Raw genomic sequence first — 16,983 nt, forward strand, 5'->3', positions numbered from 1 at the left:
GTCCTGCGCCCCATCGTGCACCCGCTCCCTGTAACACGGTAGGTTTCGTTATCGTGCCGTAATATTTACTGTACGGGGATGTCGTACGGTGACGCCATGAACGCCAGGGTCAGAAGCGAGGAGCGGCGCGCGGAGATCGTGCGGGCGGCGCTGGAGGTGATCGCCGAGCGCGGGTACCGGGGCGCGTCCCTGGCCGCGGTGGCGGAGCGCGTCGGGCTCACCCAGCAGGGACTGCTGCACTACTTCCCGACCAAGGACGCGCTGCTGGTCGCGGTGCTGAAGGACCGGGACCAGTGGGATGCCGTACCGGCCACGCAGTGGCGGGTGGATCTGCTGGCCTCGCTGGTCGAGTACAACGCGATGCGTCCCGGGATCATCCAGACGTTCTCGGCGCTGCTGGGCGAGAGTGTGACGGAGGGGCATCCGGCGCGGGGGTACTTCACCGGGCGGTACCGGCAGGTGCGGGAGAGTATGGCGGCGGTGTTGCGGGCCGAGTACGGGGAGCGGCTGCCGAACGGGCTGACCCCGGAACGGACGGCTCCGCTGCTGGTGGCCGTGATGGACGGCTTGCAGTACCAGTGGCTGCTGGACCCGGAGTCGGTGGACATGCCGGGGGCGTTTCGGGACTTTCTGGCGCTGCTGGGGGAGGAGGCCTGAGCTCCCTGTTCTGACCGGTCCCGGTTGCCCGCGCCGAACTCCGTCGCTACTGGCGCCACACGACGGCGAGCGTCTTGCTCAGCGCGCACACCGCGGCGAGGGCGACGGCCCAGCCCACCGCTCCGGCGGCGAACAGCGCGACCACGCCGGCCCCGAACCAGAGCAGTTCGAACCCGACGCGGACCGCGCCGCGCGTCTTGTACGACGCTTTCTGGGAGCCGAACAGCGCCCACAGCACGATCAGTACGGCCGGGGAGCCGAGGCCGAGGAGCCAGGCGAGCGGGGCTGCCACGTCCCGGGTGAAGCCCCAGTAGGAGGCGGCCACCAGAGCGCCGAGTTCGATGAGGAACAGGACGCCGAGGTTCACTGCCTTGATTGCCTTCATGGGCGGCAGTATCGCCCGGAAGGGATCACTCCGGTGCGGGCACGGCGGCGACGACCTCGATCTCGATCTGCGCCTCGGGCCGGAACAGCCGCGAGGCCTCGAAGGTCATGCTCGTCGGCGGTGTCCCGGTGAGGAACTCCCGCCGCACGGAGCCGTATTCCTGCAGCTTGGTGATGTCCGTCAGATAGGTGCGGATGTTGATGACGTCCGACAGCGTCGCGCCATGCGCGCGGAGCAGGGCGTCGAGCCCCTCGAAGATGCCGCGTGTCTGGTCGGCGAGAGTGGCGCCCTCGGCGATCTGACCGGAGACGAACAACAGGGCGCTGCCGTCGGTGTGTTCGACGCGGGCGACCTGGGAGTAGTAGGGGCCGGCGGGTTGAGGGGCGTCGGCCGGGTTGTCCAGCGTGACCTTCATGGGGTCCCTTCAGGCGGTTCGGATGCGGGCAGCGGCGCGGGAGAGGTCCGCGTCCGCGAGGGCGGGGTCGGCGGCGGCCCGCAGATAGTGACCCAACGCGGCTTCCACGGCCGGCAGTTCGGCCGCCTTCGTCGCCAGGGTCAGGTCCTTGACCGCCAGGGCCGTGCCGAAGTGCACGCCTTCGGCGAAGGCACGGGTGACGGCTCCGCCGAGCGGGCTGTTCGCGAGGGCGGTGCGCGCGGTGTCGCCGTCCACCCCCAGGGCGTCGGCCAGACGCAACGCCTCGGCGACGAGGGCCACACCGCCGATGACGGCCGAGTTGAGGACGAGCTTGAGGGCGGCGGCGGAGCCGATGCCACCGGTGCGGGTGACGGTGCCGAGGCGGGCCAGGACGTGCTCGACGCCCGCCGTGTCGCCGCCGGCGAGGATGCCGAGCTCACCGGCCGCCGCCCGGTCGGTGCTGCCCATGACCGGGGCGTCGATGACAGTGACCGACTCTCCTGCTCGGGCGGAGAGTTCGCGTACGGCGTCCGGACCGACCGTCGACATCTCAATCCACCGGGTGCCGGGGCGCAGCGCGGGCACGATCTCGTCGGCCACCGCGTCGAGCGCGGCCGGGTCGGCGACCATCGTGACCACCACCTCGGCGTCCCGCACGGCGTGGGCGGGGGACGCGGCGAGCACGGCTCCCTCGGCGACCAGCGGCGCGGCCTTGGCCGCGGTGCGGTTCCAGACGGTCAACGGGTGCCCGGCGGCGAGGAGTCGGCGGGCCATGGGGGTACCCATGTGTCCCAGGCCCAGGAAGGCGATCTGATCCATCTGCGGCATGCCATCGACGCTAGAACCGCCATCCGCGATGCGACAAGCGAATGTCTAGCATGGCTCCCATGCCGAAACAGCATCCCGTAGCAGGCGTAGCGGTACCGGACCTGTCCACCGTGTGGCTGCGGGTGTTCCTGGTGGTCGCCCGGCACGGCTCGTTCACCGTGGCCGCTCGGGCGCTCGGGTGGACGCAGTCGGCGGTCTCGCGGCAGATCTCCTCGCTGGAGGCGGCGCTCGGCGGGGCCGCGCTCTTCGATCGGCTGCCGCGCGGCGTACGGCTCACGGAGGCCGGCCGGCTGCTCGTCCCGCATGCGGAGTCGGTCGCCGAGACGCTGCACGGCGCCGCACGCGAACTGGCGGACCTGCGTGAAGTGGCGGGCGGGCGGCTGCGGTTCGGGGCGTTCGCGACGGCCGACGCGGCGCTGGTGCCGCACGCCCTGGCCGCGTTCCGGGCCCGCCACCCGCGGGTCCGGCTCTCCCGTGAGGAGGGCCTCACCCCCGGCCTCCTGGACCGGCTGGCCGCGGGCCACCTGGACCTGGCGGTCGTCTCGACGACCGGCCGAGCACCCTTGGAGTCGTACGAACTGCACCACCTCCTCGACGAGTCGCTGTACGTCGCCGTCCCTGCCGACCACCCCCTGGCCGGCCACGAGGGCCCGGTGCGGCTCGGTCGACTCGCCGACGCCGACTGGATCTCCGGCAGCTCCCGTCCCGAGGGCACCCTCCTGGACGCGGCCCTGCGCCAGGGTTTCCGCCCGCGCGTGACGCACGTCGTCGGCGAGTGGACCGCCAAGCAGGGGTACGTCGCCGCAGGCCTCGGAGTCACTCTGGTCCCCGCCCTGGCCGCCGAGTCCGTACGCCCGGACATCGCACTGCTTCCGGTCCTCGACGAAGGAGCCCCGGCCCGGGCGGTGTACGCGGCGACGGCACGTGGGCGGGCGCTGACGCCGGCCGTGGAGGCGTTCGTCGGGGCGCTGCGGGAGGCGGTGGCCCGTATCCCCGTTCCCGGGTAGGTGCGCGTACTCGATGCACACCCGACACACCCGCACCATGGCGTAGACCACTTCCGTCGGGCGATACTGCGGCCGTCCGCACCACGCTCCCCCACGACGGCGACGGAAGGACCTGAAATCCCTTGAATTCCATACGCGTTCGGATCGGTGTACTCGGACTGGCTCTGCTGACCGGGTTCGCGACCCCCACCACGGCGACCGCCGCGGGGACCGTCCCCTCCCCCACCGTCGAGGAGCAGCGGCTGGACAAGGCCGTACCGCAGGAGATCCTCGAACGGTCCGGTTTCGACGACGTGGCTCCACGGCTCACCCGCGCGCTGGAGAAGGCCGGTTCCTATGCGCAGGCCCGCCGCATCGTCATACAGGAGGGGTCGGCGCTGTGGCGGCGGGCCGTGGACCGGGCGCAGGGGCGCGGGGCGGCGGAATCAGAAAGGCGCGAAGCGCTTCCTTGGAAGGGTGGTGGTGGGCGACGGGCGGGCCTGGCCCGGGACGACGACCGGCCGCTGTACTGGGCGCGGCTCGGGATGACCCGTGAAGTGCGCACCTGGGAGCCGGAGTTCGAGCTGGGCGACCAGCAACGGACCGCGCTGATCGATGCCTTGGAGCGCACCTCGCGCGGGCAGACCGACGTCCGCTATCCGCAGCACGGCAAGGGCCTCAGGCGGGTGCTCGTCACCGGCTTCGACCCGTTCACGCTGGACCGGGACATCCGGATCTCCAATCCCTCCGGGGCCACCGCGCTGGCGCTCGACGGAACGGTGATCCAGACGGCGAAGGGGCCCGCGCGGATCGAGACGGTCGTGTTCCCGGTGCGCTGGCAGGACTTCGCGGACGGGACCGTGGAGCGGACGCTGCGGCCGTATCTGAAGCAGGTGGACCTGTTCACGACCGTGAGCCAGGGGCGGGTCGGGCGGTTCGACGTGGAGCGGACCAACGGGGCCTGGCGGGGCGGGTTCCCCGACAACGACAACATCAGCCGGACGGAGACCGTCCCCGTCACCGATCCCGCCTCACAGCCGCAGTGGACGACGACCACCCTGCCGTACAAGGAGATCGTGGCCGCGAACACGGGACGCTTCCCAGTGTACGACCACACGGAGGTGACCGAGATCCCGGCGGGCGGCACCGATCCGGTCGTACGGCCGGACGGGCCGACGGCGGGGTCCACCGCGCGGGCCGGAGGCGGCGGCAACTACCTGTCCAACGAGATCGCCTACCGGGCCACCCTGCTGCGGGACCGCCTCGGACTGCACGACACCCTGCCCGGCGGCCATGTGCACACACCGGTGCTGCAGTTCGGCACGGGCAACACCGATCCGGCGACCGGGACGGTCACGGACCCGGAGTTCCTGCAGAACCGGCAGGACATCATCACTCAGGTACGGGCGATCCTGACCGTCGCGGTCAACGCCACGACCGCTGGGTGAGGTCCTCCCCTTCGGGGTCCCCGGCGGTGTCGTCGTGACCGTCGTCGGTCTCCTCGCCCAGCAGCTCCCGCGCCAGCAGCGTCGCGCCCGCGACCGCGCCCGGCATCAGGAACACCGCGACGAACGGCACCAGGAAGGCCAGGCCCAGCGGGGTGCCGAAGCCCCAGACCAGGGTCTTGCGGGAGCGCAGCAGGGTGAGGCGGGCGCGCAGTTCGACGCCTCGGCGCTGGAGGGCGACGGCGGTCAGTTCCTCCGTGAGGAAGAAGCCCGTGACGAAGAAGCCGATCACCGGGACCACGGTCTGGCCGACGAGCGGGAGGAAACCGAGGGCGAAGAGCAGGACACCCCAGAGCAGTGCCCGCACGAGGATACGGAGGCTGTCTCGGGCCGAGATCCACAGCTCGCGCCAGAGGGGGAGGCCGGACTCGGGGGCCGTGCCGTTCGGGTCTACGTCGGCGTCGACCTTTTCGGAGAGGTTCTCGTAGAAGGGCTGGCCGATGAGGAGCGTTACGGCCGTGAAGGTGAGGACGGCGAGGAGCAGGGCGAGGGCGAAGAGTACCGCCGTGAGGAAGCCGCGGAAGAGGCCTTGCCAGGGGCTGGACCAGTCGCCTGCGAAGGGGGTCGCCCAGGTGACGGCGTCTTCGCCCCAGAGGGCCAGGCTGACCAGCGCGGCCGAGTAGAGGACGAGGGTGATCAGGCCCGGCAGCAGGCCGAAGCCGTACTGCTTGCCGTGCCTGGCCACCCATCGCTGGCCCTTGAGTAGGTAGGTGAAGCCCGCCCCGAGATCGCGCATGTGGAAACCCTATCGGGCCCCATCTCCCGGACGGCATCGCCGAACACCTGGCACTACACCGGGGTGACGGCCACCACGACCCCCTGGTCCGCCGCCGGTGACACCGCCGCGCTCACCCGTACCGCGGCCGCCCGTGCCACCCGCCCCGCTCGGGATGCCGTCGTCAGGAGCAGGGGCTGGAGTTGCTCCAGGCCGGACACCAGGAGTTCCTCGCCCGCGACCAGGAGCGGGCGGGCCGCCTTTGTCGTGGCTGCTGCTGCTTCCGCGAGGTCGGCCAGTGGGGGGAGGGTTGCTCGGACCACGCCTGCTCCGGCGGCCGCCGCGCGTTCTGCGAGGGCGACCTGGAGTGGCATCAGGGGGGCGAGGGCGGCGGTCAGCGCGTCGGCGACGCGGCGCAGTTCGGGGGACGAGTCGCGCAGGACCTCCGCTGCCGCCCGGAGCACCGGCGTCACCGCGAGAAGCGCTCCCGCGGCCACGCCCGCCGCCGCGGGCAGCACGGGGGACGTCGCCTCGACCAGGTCGCCGAGGGCGTCCGCGAACTCCGCGACGGCCGGCTCGACCGCGTCCAGCACCGGCAGGAGGCTGTCGCCGATCGCCGTCAGCAGGGCCTGTGCCGGTTCGCTCACCGGGTGCACGGCGAGCGGCGCCCCGCTCGTGCCCAGCCGGGTCAGGGTGTCGACGATCCGGTAGAACGCCTCCTGGGCCTGCGGAGACGCGCTCGCCTCGGCCAGTTCCGCGGTGGTCTGGCGCAGCACGCGCAGCACCTCCGCGCCCGAGCCGTCCCGCGGGTCGAAGGTGTTGATCGCGATCCGGGTGATGTTCCCGGCGGTGTCCAGGAGCTGGCCGGTGATGTCGGTGGTGTTGCGTGCCATGCGCAGCACGTCGTCCCTGCTGGGGAGCGAAGGGATCGTTGCCATGGGCTCTCCTCGAATGGAGCCTCGGTGCCGACGGTCGCCCCTCAGCATGCCCCCATCCGACGGACTCCGTCGCCCCCTCCGGCCCACCCGGGGTGAGCCATACGGGGCATCCGTGACATGAACCGCCCCTTGTTGGGGTTGAGTCGAACAGGTACATCTCGCCGTATCGATCTCAGGAAGCCCCCTCGCCCAGCGCCCGAGCTTGAGGAGAACGGATGACGCAGCAGATCCACGGCACCGTCGCGGACGGCTTCGAGGCAGTGCGTGAGGAGTTCGCCGCGTTCGTGGCGGGGGAACTGCCCGACTACGAGGGCCAGTTGTGCGCCTATGTGCACGGCCGGAAGGTCGTCGACCTGTGGGCCGGGGACGGCAACGACGCCGAGTCCCTCTACGGTGTGTTCTCGTCGACCAAGGGCGCCGCCCATCTTGTCGTGGCCCTTCTCGTGCAGGACGGCACGCTGGAGCTGGACCGCAGAGTGACGTACTACTGGCCCGAGTTCGGCACCGAGGGCAAGGCGGCGCTGACGCTGCGCGATCTGGTCACGCACCGCGCCGGGCTGATCGGGCTCGACGCCGGGTTCAGCAAGGACGAGCTGGCCGACGACCGCGCGATCGCGGAACGCCTTGCCGACCAGCGGCCGTTCTGGCGCCCGGGCACGGCGTTCGGCTACCACGCGCTCGTCATCGGCGCGCTCACCGGTGAGGTGGTGCGGCGGGCCACGGGCCACACCCTCCAGGAGATCTACGAGGAACGGGTACGGGCGCCGTACGGGCTGGACTTCTTCCTGGGGCTGCCCGAGGCACTGGAGCCCCGCTTCCGGTCCGTGCAGCCGATGGCCCCGACGGCGAAGCAGCAGGCCGTGCTGGACGCGGCGCCCAGAGGGCCGCACACACTCGCCTCGATCGCGTCCAACACCCATGTGCCCGACGCGGGGGACCTGGTCGGCCACGCCAACTCCCGTACGGTGCGCGCCAAGGGGCCTGCGTCGGCGGGCGGGGTGGCCGCGGCGCGCGGGCTCGCCGGGATGTACGCGGCGGCGATCAGCGAGGTGGCGGGGCGGCCGCCGCTGCTGAAGCCGGACACGGTCGCCGAGGTCGGACAGGTCCACTCGGTCGGGTACGACCTGGTGGCCCGCGGCCACCGCGCCTTCGGCCTCGGCTTCCAGGCGACGGGCGAGGCCTGGTACCTGTTCCTGGGCGCCGGGGCCTTCGGGCACGCCGGAGCGGGCGGCTCCCAGGCCTTCGCGGACCCGCGCAGCGGGCTGGCGTACGGCTACACCCGGCGGCGCATCGCCTTCCCGGGCGGGGCGGCACCGGAGAACGAGCGGCTGGTGAAGGCGGTACACACGGCGGCGCTGGCTTCCTGACCCCCGTACGCCGTCTGTTCGCCGTACGGCAGAGGCCGCACCCCACGTCCAAGGGTGCGGCCTCCGTCGTAGCAACGAGTTCGTCAGACCAGCGTCACGGTGATGTTGCCGCGGGTTGCCTTCGAGTACGGGCAGACCTGGTGGGCCTTCTCCAGGAGGGCCCCGGCGGTTTCCGCGTCGACGTTCGGGATGTGGGCCGAGATCTCGACGATGATCCCGAAGCCGTCGTCGTTCTTGCCGATGCCGACCTTCGCGGTGACCGTCGAGCCGGAGATGTCGGCCTTCTGCTGGCGGGCCACTACGCCAAGCGCGCCCTGGAAGCAGGCGCTGTAGCCGGCCGCGAACAGCTGTTCCGGGTTGGTGCCGGCGCCACTGCCGCCCATCTCCTCGGGCGGGTTCACGACGACGTCGAGCTTGCCGTCGTCGGTGGCGACACGGCCGTCGCGACCGTTCTCGGCGGTGGCGACGGCCGTGTAGAGGACGTCGGTCTGCTGGATGGACATGCGGTTGTCTTCCTCCTCGGTCCGCCGCGACTCGCGCCCACGATCGACGACGGTTTCGGAAAGAAGTTACCGCATGCCGGAAACAGTGAGAAAGCTCCGGGGAAGACCTACAGCTTGACGATCATCTTTCCGGTGTTGTCGCCGCGCAGCACCCCGAGGAAGGCCTCCAGGTTGTTCTCGATGCCCTCGACGACCGTCTCGCGGTACTTCAGCTGCCCCGAGGCGACCCAGGGGCCGACCTCCCGGACGAACTCGGGCTGCAGGTCGTAGTGGTCGCCGACCAGGACGCCCTCGACCCGGAGCCGGTTCTGCAGGATCTTGACCATGTTGCGCGGGCCGGGCGTCGGCTCGGTCGAGTTGTACTGCGAGATCATGCCGCAGATCACGGCACGGCCCTTGAGGTTCAGCGCGCCGATCGCGGCCTCGAGGTGCTCGCCTCCGACGTTGTCGAAGTAGACGTCGATGCCGTCCGGGGCGGCCTCCTTGAGCTGCTCCCAGACCGGGCCGTTCTTGTAGTTGAAGGCGGCGTCGAAGCCGTACTCCTCGACCAGCAGCTTGACCTTCTCGTCGGAGCCGGCCGAGCCGATGACCCGGGAGGCGCCCTTGAGCTTGGCGATCTGGCCCACCTGGCTGCCGACGGCACCCGCGGCGCCGGAGACGAAGACCGCGTCGCCCTCCTTGAACGCGCCGACCCGCAGCAGGCCCGCGTACGCCGTCAGACCCGTCATACCGAGCACACCGAGGTACGTGCTCAGCGGCGCGGCCTCCGGGTCGACCTTGACGGCGGTCTTCGCGTCCACGACCGCGTACTCGCGCCAGCCGAGGAAGTGCAGCACGTGGTCGCCGACGGCGATGCCCTCGGCGTTGGACTCGACGACCTCCCCGACCGCGCCGCCCTGCATGACCTTGCCCAGCTCGAAGGGCGCGACGTACGACTTGGCGTCGCTCATGCGGCCGCGCATGTACGGGTCGACGGAGAGGTACTTGTTGCGGACCAGCACCTGGCCCTCGCCGGGCGCCCCGACCTCCGTCTCGACCAGGGCGAAGTCCTCGGGCTTCGGCCAGCCGACGGGACGGCTGAGCAGGTGCCATTCGCGGTTGATCATGACGAGCGCCTTTCAAGCGTGCGGGAAGTACTCCAGATGCTGCGGGTACCAAATACTTCAGTACCTGAAACAACCATGCTCCTGAATATTTCAGGTTGTCAAGTAACGAGGTACGCTGAACGCATGGCCACTCCACCGAACACCCGTCGTCCCGATGAACTGACCCTTGAGGTCGTCGAACTCATCGGCGACATCGTGGCCCGTTATCACGAGGACTACGAGAGCGCCGCCGCCGAGCACTCGCTGACCGGCGCCCAGGCCCGTCTGCTGAGCCTGCTCTCCCTGGAACCGCTGCCCATGCGCAAGCTGGCCCAGAAACTGAAGTGCGAGCCGTCCAACGTGACCGGCATCGTCGACCGCCTGGAGTCCCGCGGCCTGGTGGAGCGCCGCCCCGACCCGGCCGACCGGCGCGTGAAGCTGGCGGCGGCGACGCAGGAGGGCCGGCGGGTGGCCAAGAACCTGCGCGAGTCCCTGCGCTTCGCGCGCGAACCGCTGGCGGGGCTCGGCAGGGAGGAACGGCTGGCGCTGAGGGGCCTGCTGCAGCGGATGCTGCGGCAGCCAGAGAGCTGAGAGCCTGAGGCCGGCAGGACCCGGCATGCGAGAGGTCCGGCGCACGGGATGCGTACGCCGGACCTCTTCGCACGGGGAGCGGGCCGGGCGGCTCAGCTCCCGCGACCGGACGTCATGTCTTCTTGCGGGCCGTCATGACGCGCTGGACCAGGATGAACACGCACAGCAGCACGCCGGTGGCGATCTTCGTCCACCAGGAGCTGAGCGTGCCCTCGAACTGGATGATGCTCTTGATCAGGCCCAGCACCAGCACGCCGAACAGGGTGCCCACCACATAGCCGGAACCGCCCGTCAGCAGCGTGCCGCCGATGACGACCGCGGCGATCGCGTCCAGTTCCATGCCGGTCGCGTGCAGCGGGTCACCGGACTGGATGTAGAGGGTGAACAGCAGACCGGCGAGCGCCGAGCAGAAGCCGCTCACCGTGTACACGGCGATCTTCGTACCGCCCTGCGGGAGACCCATCAGCAGGGCCGACTGCTCGTTGCCGCCGATGGCGTACACGCGCCGCCCGAAGCGGGTGTAGTGCAGGACGTAGAACGCCACGGCGAGGACGACCAGCGCGACGACCGCACCGATCGACAGGAACCCCATCCCCAGCGACACCTGCGCCGAGGCCATGCTGCTCACCGAGGAGTCGCTGATGGAGATCGACTCCTTGCTGATGACCAGGCACAGGCCGCGGAAGAGGAAGAGGCCGGCGAGGGTCACGATGAAGGGCTGGATCTCGAAGTTGTGGATCACATAGCCCATCAGGAAGCCGCCGAAGGCGCCCACCGCCAGCGCGATGGGGATCACCACCAGGAGGGGCAGCCCCTCGCGCTCCACCAGCCAGGCCGTCAGCATCGTGGTGAAGCCGATCACCGAGCCGACGGACAGGTCGATGCCGCCGGACAGGATGACGAAGGTGGCACCGACGGCGGCGACCAGCAGGTAGCTGTTGTCGATGAACAGGTTCAGGAAGACCTGGGGTTCGGCGAAACCGTAGAACTGGTACCGGACCAGGCCCACCCCGTACATCACGAGGAAGAGCAGGGCCGTCGCCGCGACGGGCAGGCGCCGGTCGCCCAGCAGACGCTGGGCCTTGGACGGGGTGCGGCTGTCCGCGGCCGTGGGGCTCTGGGTGGTCGCGCTCATCACGACACCTCCATCTTCGGAGCGGCGTCGGTCGCCGCGGCGGTGTCCGTCCCGGCCGCGGCCGGCTTGGCGCCGCCCCTCGCGCCGAACCGGGCGCCGAGCTTGGCACCGAAGACCTTGGCGCGGAACTTCGGGGACTGGAGCAGGCAGACGACGATGACGACGACGGCCTTGAAGACCAGGGTGGTCTGGGTCGGCACACCGATGGTGTAGATCGTGGTCGTCAGGGTCTGGATGACCAGGGCGCCGACCACGGTGCCGCCGATGGAGAACCGGCCGCCGAGCAGCGAGGTGCCGCCGATCACCACCGCGAGGATCGCGTCGAGTTCGATCCACAGACCGGCGTTGTTGCCGTCCGCCGCCGAGGTGTTGGAACTGATCATCAGGCCCGCGACGGCTGCACACAGCGCGCAGAAGACGTAGACCATGATCTTGATGCGCCGGGACCTGATGCCCACGAGGCGGCTGGCCTCGGCGTTGCCGCCGACCGCCTCGATCAGCAGGCCGAGCGCCGTGCGGCGGGTCAGCGCCACGGTGACGGCCACGACCACGGCCACCACGAAGATGGAGAACGGCAGCGTCAGCCAGTAGCCGCCGCCGATCAGCTTGTACGGGTCGCTGTCGATGGTGATGATCTGGCCGCCGGTGATCAGCTGGGCGACACCGCGTCCGGCGACCATGATGATCAGCGTGGCGATGATCGGCTGGATGCCCATCCTGGCGACCAGGAAGCCGTTCCACAGGCCGCAGACGACCGCGGCCAGCAGGCCGAGACCCATGGCGAGAAGCACCCCGGACAGGGCGTTCTGGTCGGCCTGGTGGCTGATGTACGAGCAGGCGAGTGCCCCGGTGATGGCGACCACGGCACCGACCGAGAGGTCGATTCCGCCCGTGGCGATGACCACGGTCATGCCGACCGCCACCAGGATGAGGGGCGATCCGAACAGCACGATCGAGACGAGGCTGCCGTAGAGGTGGCCGTCCGTCATCTTGACCGAGAAGAAGTCAGGGGTGAAGGGCACGTTGACGAGCAGCAGGAAGACAAGGACCGCGACCGGCCAGAACAGGTGGTGGTGTGTCAGTGCTCGCCATCGGGAGTTGGTGCTCACTGGTGTTCTCCGCTCGCGATGGTCTCCATGATCCGGCTGCTGGTGATCTCCGGCCCGTTGGCGAGCTGCGCCACCAGCCGGCGGTCGCGCAGCACTCCGATGGTGTGACTGAGCCGGAGTACCTCCTCCAGCTCGGCCGCGATGTACAGCACGGACATGCCCTCCTCGGAGAGCGAGACCACGAGCTTCTGGATCTCCGCCTTGGCGCCGACGTCGATACCGCGTGTCGGCTCGTCCAGGATCAGCAGCTTCGGCTGGGTGATCAGCCAGCGGGCCAGCAGCACCTTCTGCTGGTTGCCGCCGCTGAGCTGGCCGACCCTGGCCTCGGGGTTGGCGGGCCGGATGTCCAGCGCCTTGATGTACTTGGCGACGAGTTCGTCGCGCTGGGCGACGGGGATGGGCCGCGTCCAGCCGCGCGCGGCCTGCAGGGCCAGGATGATGTTCTCCCGGACCGTCAGATCGGGCACCAGGCCCTCGGTCTTGCGGTTCTCGGAGCAGAAGGCGACGCCGGCGCCGATCGCGGCGTTCGGGGCGCTCATCGAGACCTGCTTGCCGCCGATGGTCATCCTGCCGCTGTCCGGCTGGTCGGCGCCGAAGAGCAGCCGGGCGAGTTCGGTCCGGCCCGATCCCAGCAGTCCGGCGAGCCCGAGCACCTCGCCCTTCTTGATCTCCAGGTCGAAGGGGGCGATGCCGCCGGTCCTGCCGAGGCCCTCCGCCTTCAGCAGTGTCTCGCCGACGTCGGAGTGCAGCTGCTGGTCGTGCAGCTCCTCCAGCTGGTCCAGGGCCTTGCCGATCATCAGCTGGATCAGCCCGACCTGGTCGAGGTCGGCGACCATGTGCTCGCCGACGAGCGTGCCGTTGCGCAGGACGGTCATCCGGTCGCAGATCTCGTAGATCTGGTCGAGGAAGTGCGAGACGAACAGGATCGCCACGCCCTCGTCCTTGAGCCGCCGCATCAGGCGGAACAGCTCCTGGACCTCGTCACGGTCGAGGCTGGAGGTCGGCTCGTCCAGGACCAGCACCTTGGTGCCCGATCCCTGGCCGTCGCTGTCGCCGGTGCCCACCGACCGCACGATCGCGACCAGTTGCTGCACGGCCAGCGGGTACGTGGACAGGGGGGCGGTGACGTCGATGTCGAGGCCGAGCCGGTCCACCAGCTCCGCCGCCTCCTTGCGCATCCGCTTCCACTGGATACGGCCCATGCGGGTCGGCTCGCGGCCGATGAAGATGTTCTCCGCCACCGACAGGTTGGGGCAGAGGTTCACCTCCTGGTAGACGGTGCTGATGCCGGCGTGCTGCGCCTGCAGCGGGCTGCCGAACAGCACGGACTTCCCGTCCAGGGTGATCGTGCCGCCGTCCAGGGAGTGGACCCCCGTCAGCACCTTGATGAGGGTGGACTTCCCCGCGCCGTTCTCGCCCATCAGGGCGTGGATCTCGCCGGGGAAGAGCCGGAAGTCGACGTCCGACAGAGCCCGTACCCCCGGGAACTCTTTGACTATGCCCGTCATTTCCAGCACGGGCCGCGGCTCTGCCATGGCAGCGCTCCTTGTGGGATTCGTTCACTCCCGCAGGGAGCCCCCTCGGACCGATGGCTCGGTCGGCCGGAGGCTCCCTGCCGGTGGGTGCGGTGGGTCAGTACTTCCGGGTGGGGAGCGCGGCCTTGGCCTGGTCCTGCGTGTAGTCGCCCTCCTTGGTCTTGATCCAGCGCTCGACCTTCTGGCCTTCGTGGACCTTCTTCACGACCTCCATCAGCTGGGGGCCGAGCAGCGGGTTGCACTCGACGATGCCGTTGATCTTGCCCTCGGACATGGCGACGAAGCCGTCGTGGACGCCGTCGACCGAGACGATCAGGATGTCCTTGCCGGGCTTCTTGCCGGCCGCCTCGATCGACTGGATGGCGCCGATGGCCATGTCGTCGTTGTGCGCGAAGAGCACGTTGATGTCCGAGTGGGACTGCAGGAAGGCCGCCATGACCTGCTTGCCGCCGGCGCGGGTGAAGTCACCGCTCTGACTGGCGACGATCTTCCAGTCGGACTTGTGCTCCGCGTCCATGATCTCCTTGAAGCCCTTGCCGCGCTCGATCGCGGGAGCGGCGCCGGTGGTGCCCTCCAGCTGGGCGATCTTCACCGGGCCCTTGAGGCCGGCCTTCGCGAGGACCTTCTCCAGCATCCGGGCGGCACGCCGGCCCTCGTCGGTGAAGTCGGAACCGACCAGCGTGACGTACAGGGAGCTGTCGGAGGTCTCCACCGAGCGGTCGGTGAGAACCACCGGGATCTTCGCGGCCTTGGCCTCCTTGAGCACCGCGTCCCAGCCGGTGACGACCACCGGCGAGAAGGCGATGACGTCGACCTTCTGCGCGATGTAGCTGCGGATCGCGGAGATCTGGTTCTCCTGCTTCTGCTGGGCGTCGGAGAACTTGAGGTTGATGCCCGCCTCCTTGGCCGCGGACTTCACCGAGGTGGTGTTGGCGGCGCGCCAGCCGCTCTCCGCGCCGACCTGGGAGAAGCCGAGCGAGATCGCCTTGCTGCCGCCGCCTCCCGAGCCGGAGCCGGAGTCGTCCTTCTTGGCGCAGGCGGCCAGTCCGCCCGCGGCTGCCACGCCGACCGCCGCGGTGAGGAAGTTCCTTCTGTTGAGCATGTTCTTCTCCTTTGAAGAGCCGGCCCTGGGATGGACCCGCTGGTACTCGGTGGGACCGGCCGCACTACGTCCAGCCTGTCGATCATTGTTCGGTATTTCGACCACACGGAAGCGCGTGTGTGGTTGGTCGGTACGTCAGAGAGGTACGCCCTCCGGTTGGACGGGATGCGGGAAGGTACTGGCCCTCACGACGAGTTGGGGTTCGATGGCGATCCTGCGCGCGGTGGCGGGCGGCCGCCCCTCGATCAGCTCCAGGAGCATCGCGATGCCGCGCTTTCCCACCGTCGAGAAGTCCTGCCGGACGGTGGTGAGGGGAGGGGCGAAGTACTCCGACTCCGGGATGTCGTCGAAGCCCACCACCGCGACGTCCTGGGGAGTTCGAACCCCGGCCTCCCGCAGCGCCCGCAACACCCCCAGCGCCATCTGGTCGTTGGCGACGAAGACGGCGGTCAGGCCCCGGCCCACCCAGCCGGCCAGTTCCTGGCCCGCGCGGTAACCCGACAGCGGACTCCAGTCCCCGCGCAGGAGCATGGGCGGCTCCGCCCCCGCGGCTTCGAGGGTCGCCCGCCAGCCGGCCGCCCGGTCGGCCGCCTCCTGCCAGTCCTCGGGCCCGGCGAGGTGCCAGACGTTACGGTGACCGGCGGCGAGCAGGTGCCGGGTGGCCAGCCTGGCTCCGAGGTGCTGGTCCACGCTGACGCTGGGGATCTCCACGCCCGGACCGCTGCCCACGACCACCACCGGGAAGGGACAGCGCAGTTCGGCCAGTTCGGCCACCGCGGACCGCTGCGGGGCGATCGCGACCACTCCTTCCACCCCGCCCTCACTGAGGTGGTCCAGGGCCTCGGACAGCGTCTCCATGGTCAGCTTGCGCAACGTGACCGTCGAGACGAGATATCCCTCGGCCCGGGCCGCCTCCTCCAGCGCGAACAAGGTGCTGGCCGGTCCGTAGAGGGTGGTGTCGGAGGCCACCACCCCCAGCGTCCTGGTGCGCCGGGTCACCAGGGCCCGTGCGGAGGAGTTGCGGCGGTAGCCCGTCTCCTCGATCACCCGCAGCACCCTGGCCCGTGTCTCGTCCCGCACGTTGGGGTGGTTTCCCAGCACGCGGGACACCGTCTGGTGGGACACGCCTGCCAGGCGTGCCACGTCGGCCATGGTGGGCGGCCGAAGCTGCGCGTGGGTCACGACCGCACCTCCTTGGCGCTCGACTGCGGCAAAGCCCGCGTCGCGGGCGGACGGTCCCGCCCCTGCGGCTTCACACAGGTCTCCGGGAAGGTTCAACAGCACTGGCGGGATCTAACGGTCGGGACACTGCGGGCACGACGCTCATATCTCCCACGCTGACGTTGGACGCTGACCGGTGAATGCGGAGGTCATTGTGAGCGCTAACAAATCACGGCGGTCAAGAGGGCTGCAGGCAGAAGGCCGTCACGGTTGAATAACGCGGCCGGAGAGGGGCCGGCCGTGTGGCCACTCAGGCAAACCCCTCAACCGCCACCACATCAGCGAAAGTTGACACCGACCTGCAGCGCTGGACGCACCCCCGCAGGAAGCCCGTGCCCGTCTCCGACGGCCGGGGGACGGCCACAGGGACGGGCCGGAAGTCGCCGGACCCGAGGTCGGGGGCCAAGCCTCAGGCGGGCGGGGGCCGAGCCCGAGTCGGACGGAAACGGCGAGCCGGAGAGCCCGGGATGGCTCGACCGGACAGCCACGCGGACAGCGCCTCAAACGCCACCGCGCCACCGGAGGTTGACTCCGGAAGGACCCGCACGCCCGCGACGGAGACGACCGCAGTAGCGGACCAGAGGCCATCGGACCCGAGACCGGGGTCAAGCCCCCGGGCGGGCGGGGTCAAGCCGCCGGGCGGGCGGGGGCCAAACCCGCGGGCGGACCAGAGGTCATCGGATCCGAGGTCGGGGTCGAGCCCCCGGACGGGCGGGGACCGAGCCCGAGCAGGGCGAAAACGCCGAGCCGGAGCGCCGGGAAAGACACGGCCGGACAGCGCCTCAAATACCACCGCATCAGCGGAAGTCACCCCGAAAGGGCACGCACGCCCGCGACGGAGACAACCACAGGGGCAGGCCAGAGGTCATCGGATCCGCGGTCCGGGTCAAGCCCCCGGACGGGCGG

General features: G+C 70.2%; 17 protein-coding genes. 5 read left to right on the top strand and 12 right to left on the bottom strand.

What is annotated here, in order from left to right; genetic code table 11:
* Window positions 1-78: 78 nt before the first annotated feature.
* Window positions 79-657 carry a TetR/AcrR family transcriptional regulator gene (locus ABD355_RS42265; RefSeq protein WP_344406591.1) on the top strand — a complete coding sequence of 193 codons (579 nt, stop codon included), beginning with the start codon at window positions 79-81 and terminating at the stop codon, window positions 655-657.
* A gap of 46 nt (window positions 658-703) precedes the next feature.
* Here ABD355_RS42265 and ABD355_RS42270 read toward each other — a convergent pair whose 3' ends face one another.
* The 3 genes from ABD355_RS42270 to ABD355_RS42280 are packed head-to-tail and all read right to left on the bottom strand — an operon-like array spanning window position 704 to window position 2,276.
* Complete coding sequence (locus tag ABD355_RS42270; protein ID WP_344406593.1) at window positions 704-1,042, bottom strand: YrdB family protein; 339 nt, start codon at window positions 1,040-1,042, stop codon at window positions 704-706.
* Window positions 1,043-1,067: 25 nt separating this feature from the next.
* Window positions 1,068-1,457, bottom strand: coding sequence for a RidA family protein (locus ABD355_RS42275; RefSeq protein ID WP_344406594.1), 390 nt, complete (start codon window positions 1,455-1,457; stop codon window positions 1,068-1,070).
* Window positions 1,458-1,466: 9 nt separating this feature from the next.
* Window positions 1,467-2,276 carry an NAD(P)-dependent oxidoreductase gene (locus tag ABD355_RS42280; protein ID WP_344406729.1) on the bottom strand — a complete coding sequence of 270 codons (810 nt, stop codon included), beginning with the start codon at window positions 2,274-2,276 and terminating at the stop codon, window positions 1,467-1,469.
* Window positions 2,277-2,335: 59 nt separating this feature from the next.
* On the opposite strand from ABD355_RS42280, the gene ABD355_RS42285 reads away from it, so the two are divergent.
* Together ABD355_RS42285 and ABD355_RS42290 are read left to right on the top strand one after the other, a co-directional pair.
* Window positions 2,336-3,292: a LysR family transcriptional regulator gene (locus tag ABD355_RS42285; protein WP_344406595.1), complete on the top strand. Its 957-nt coding sequence runs from the start codon at window positions 2,336-2,338 to the stop codon at window positions 3,290-3,292.
* Between the two features lie 122 nt (window positions 3,293-3,414).
* Window positions 3,415-4,719 (top strand): pyroglutamyl-peptidase I, encoded by a 1,305-nt coding sequence (locus ABD355_RS42290; RefSeq protein ID WP_344406597.1) that lies wholly within the window; start codon window positions 3,415-3,417, stop codon window positions 4,717-4,719.
* Here ABD355_RS42290 and ABD355_RS42295 read toward each other — a convergent pair.
* Together ABD355_RS42295 and ABD355_RS42300 are read right to left on the bottom strand one after the other, a co-directional pair.
* Entirely contained in the window at window positions 4,697-5,512 is an 816-nt protein-coding gene (locus ABD355_RS42295; protein ID WP_344406598.1) for an EI24 domain-containing protein, read from the bottom strand. The genes ABD355_RS42290 and ABD355_RS42295 overlap by 23 nt on opposite strands.
* A gap of 53 nt (window positions 5,513-5,565) precedes the next feature.
* The gene (locus ABD355_RS42300) at window positions 5,566-6,429 is read right to left on the bottom strand and encodes a hypothetical protein (protein ID WP_344406599.1); all 864 of its coding nucleotides are present in this window, start codon (window positions 6,427-6,429) and stop codon (window positions 5,566-5,568) included.
* A 215-nt stretch (window positions 6,430-6,644) separates the two neighbouring features.
* Between ABD355_RS42300 and ABD355_RS42305 the strand changes: the two genes are divergently transcribed.
* The gene (locus ABD355_RS42305; protein WP_344406600.1) at window positions 6,645-7,796 is read left to right on the top strand and encodes a serine hydrolase domain-containing protein; all 1,152 of its coding nucleotides are present in this window, start codon (window positions 6,645-6,647) and stop codon (window positions 7,794-7,796) included.
* Window positions 7,797-7,879: 83 nt separating this feature from the next.
* Here ABD355_RS42305 and ABD355_RS42310 read toward each other — a convergent pair whose 3' ends face one another.
* Complete coding sequence (locus ABD355_RS42310; RefSeq protein ID WP_344406601.1) at window positions 7,880-8,299, bottom strand: organic hydroperoxide resistance protein; 420 nt, start codon at window positions 8,297-8,299, stop codon at window positions 7,880-7,882.
* 107 nt (window positions 8,300-8,406) lie between these two features.
* A complete protein-coding gene (locus tag ABD355_RS42315) occupies window positions 8,407-9,405 on the bottom strand; it encodes an NADP-dependent oxidoreductase (protein ID WP_344406603.1) in 999 nt (332 codons plus the stop codon).
* 123 nt (window positions 9,406-9,528) lie between these two features.
* Here ABD355_RS42315 and ABD355_RS42320 point away from each other — a divergent pair, with 123 nt between their 5' ends.
* On the top strand, window positions 9,529-9,975 hold the full coding sequence (locus ABD355_RS42320; RefSeq protein ID WP_344406604.1) for a MarR family winged helix-turn-helix transcriptional regulator: 447 nt from the start codon (window positions 9,529-9,531) through the stop codon (window positions 9,973-9,975).
* 112 nt (window positions 9,976-10,087) lie between these two features.
* Here ABD355_RS42320 and yjfF read toward each other — a convergent pair whose 3' ends face one another.
* The 5 genes from yjfF to ABD355_RS42345 all read right to left on the bottom strand — a co-directional run bounded on the left by yjfF (window position 10,088) and on the right by ABD355_RS42345 (window position 16,038).
* Window positions 10,088-11,110 (bottom strand): galactofuranose ABC transporter, permease protein YjfF, encoded by a 1,023-nt coding sequence (gene yjfF, locus ABD355_RS42325; protein WP_344406606.1) that lies wholly within the window; start codon window positions 11,108-11,110, stop codon window positions 10,088-10,090.
* The gene (locus ABD355_RS42330) at window positions 11,110-12,219 is read right to left on the bottom strand and encodes an ABC transporter permease (RefSeq protein ID WP_344406608.1); all 1,110 of its coding nucleotides are present in this window, start codon (window positions 12,217-12,219) and stop codon (window positions 11,110-11,112) included. The genes yjfF and ABD355_RS42330 overlap by 1 nt, the downstream gene beginning before the upstream one ends.
* On the bottom strand, window positions 12,216-13,754 hold the full coding sequence (locus tag ABD355_RS42335; protein ID WP_344406609.1) for a sugar ABC transporter ATP-binding protein: 1,539 nt from the start codon (window positions 13,752-13,754) through the stop codon (window positions 12,216-12,218). The genes ABD355_RS42330 and ABD355_RS42335 overlap by 4 nt, the downstream gene beginning before the upstream one ends.
* A gap of 97 nt (window positions 13,755-13,851) precedes the next feature.
* Window positions 13,852-14,856, bottom strand: coding sequence for an ABC transporter substrate-binding protein (locus ABD355_RS42340; protein WP_344406611.1), 1,005 nt, complete (start codon window positions 14,854-14,856; stop codon window positions 13,852-13,854).
* Between the two features lie 135 nt (window positions 14,857-14,991).
* On the bottom strand, window positions 14,992-16,038 hold the full coding sequence (locus tag ABD355_RS42345; protein ID WP_344406612.1) for a LacI family DNA-binding transcriptional regulator: 1,047 nt from the start codon (window positions 16,036-16,038) through the stop codon (window positions 14,992-14,994).
* Window positions 16,039-16,983: the final 945 nt, after the last annotated feature.

The sequence above is a fragment of the Streptomyces longisporus genome (genome assembly GCF_039532765.1).
Taxonomy (GTDB): Bacteria; Actinomycetota; Actinomycetes; order Streptomycetales; family Streptomycetaceae; genus Streptomyces; species Streptomyces longisporus.

Excerpts from the sequence above, each read along its gene's own strand:
- ABD355_RS42265 (WP_344406591.1), top strand. The coding sequence starts at position 79 with ATGTCGTACGGTGACGCCATGAACGCCAGGGTCAGAAGCGAGGAGCGG.
- ABD355_RS42270 (WP_344406593.1), bottom strand. The coding sequence starts at position 1,042 with ATGAAGGCAATCAAGGCAGTGAACCTCGGCGTCCTGTTCCTCATCGAA.
- ABD355_RS42275 (WP_344406594.1), bottom strand. The coding sequence starts at position 1,457 with ATGAAGGTCACGCTGGACAACCCGGCCGACGCCCCTCAACCCGCCGGC.
- ABD355_RS42280 (WP_344406729.1), bottom strand. The coding sequence starts at position 2,276 with ATGGATCAGATCGCCTTCCTGGGCCTGGGACACATGGGTACCCCCATG.
- ABD355_RS42285 (WP_344406595.1), top strand. The coding sequence starts at position 2,336 with ATGGCTCCCATGCCGAAACAGCATCCCGTAGCAGGCGTAGCGGTACCG.
- ABD355_RS42295 (WP_344406598.1), bottom strand. The coding sequence starts at position 5,512 with ATGCGCGATCTCGGGGCGGGCTTCACCTACCTACTCAAGGGCCAGCGA.
- ABD355_RS42300 (WP_344406599.1), bottom strand. The coding sequence starts at position 6,429 with ATGGCAACGATCCCTTCGCTCCCCAGCAGGGACGACGTGCTGCGCATG.
- ABD355_RS42305 (WP_344406600.1), top strand. The coding sequence starts at position 6,645 with ATGACGCAGCAGATCCACGGCACCGTCGCGGACGGCTTCGAGGCAGTG.
- ABD355_RS42310 (WP_344406601.1), bottom strand. The coding sequence starts at position 8,299 with ATGTCCATCCAGCAGACCGACGTCCTCTACACGGCCGTCGCCACCGCC.
- ABD355_RS42315 (WP_344406603.1), bottom strand. The coding sequence starts at position 9,405 with ATGATCAACCGCGAATGGCACCTGCTCAGCCGTCCCGTCGGCTGGCCG.
- ABD355_RS42320 (WP_344406604.1), top strand. The coding sequence starts at position 9,529 with ATGGCCACTCCACCGAACACCCGTCGTCCCGATGAACTGACCCTTGAG.
- yjfF (WP_344406606.1), bottom strand. The coding sequence starts at position 11,110 with ATGAGCGCGACCACCCAGAGCCCCACGGCCGCGGACAGCCGCACCCCG.
- ABD355_RS42335 (WP_344406609.1), bottom strand. The coding sequence starts at position 13,754 with ATGGCAGAGCCGCGGCCCGTGCTGGAAATGACGGGCATAGTCAAAGAG.
- ABD355_RS42340 (WP_344406611.1), bottom strand. The coding sequence starts at position 14,856 with ATGCTCAACAGAAGGAACTTCCTCACCGCGGCGGTCGGCGTGGCAGCC.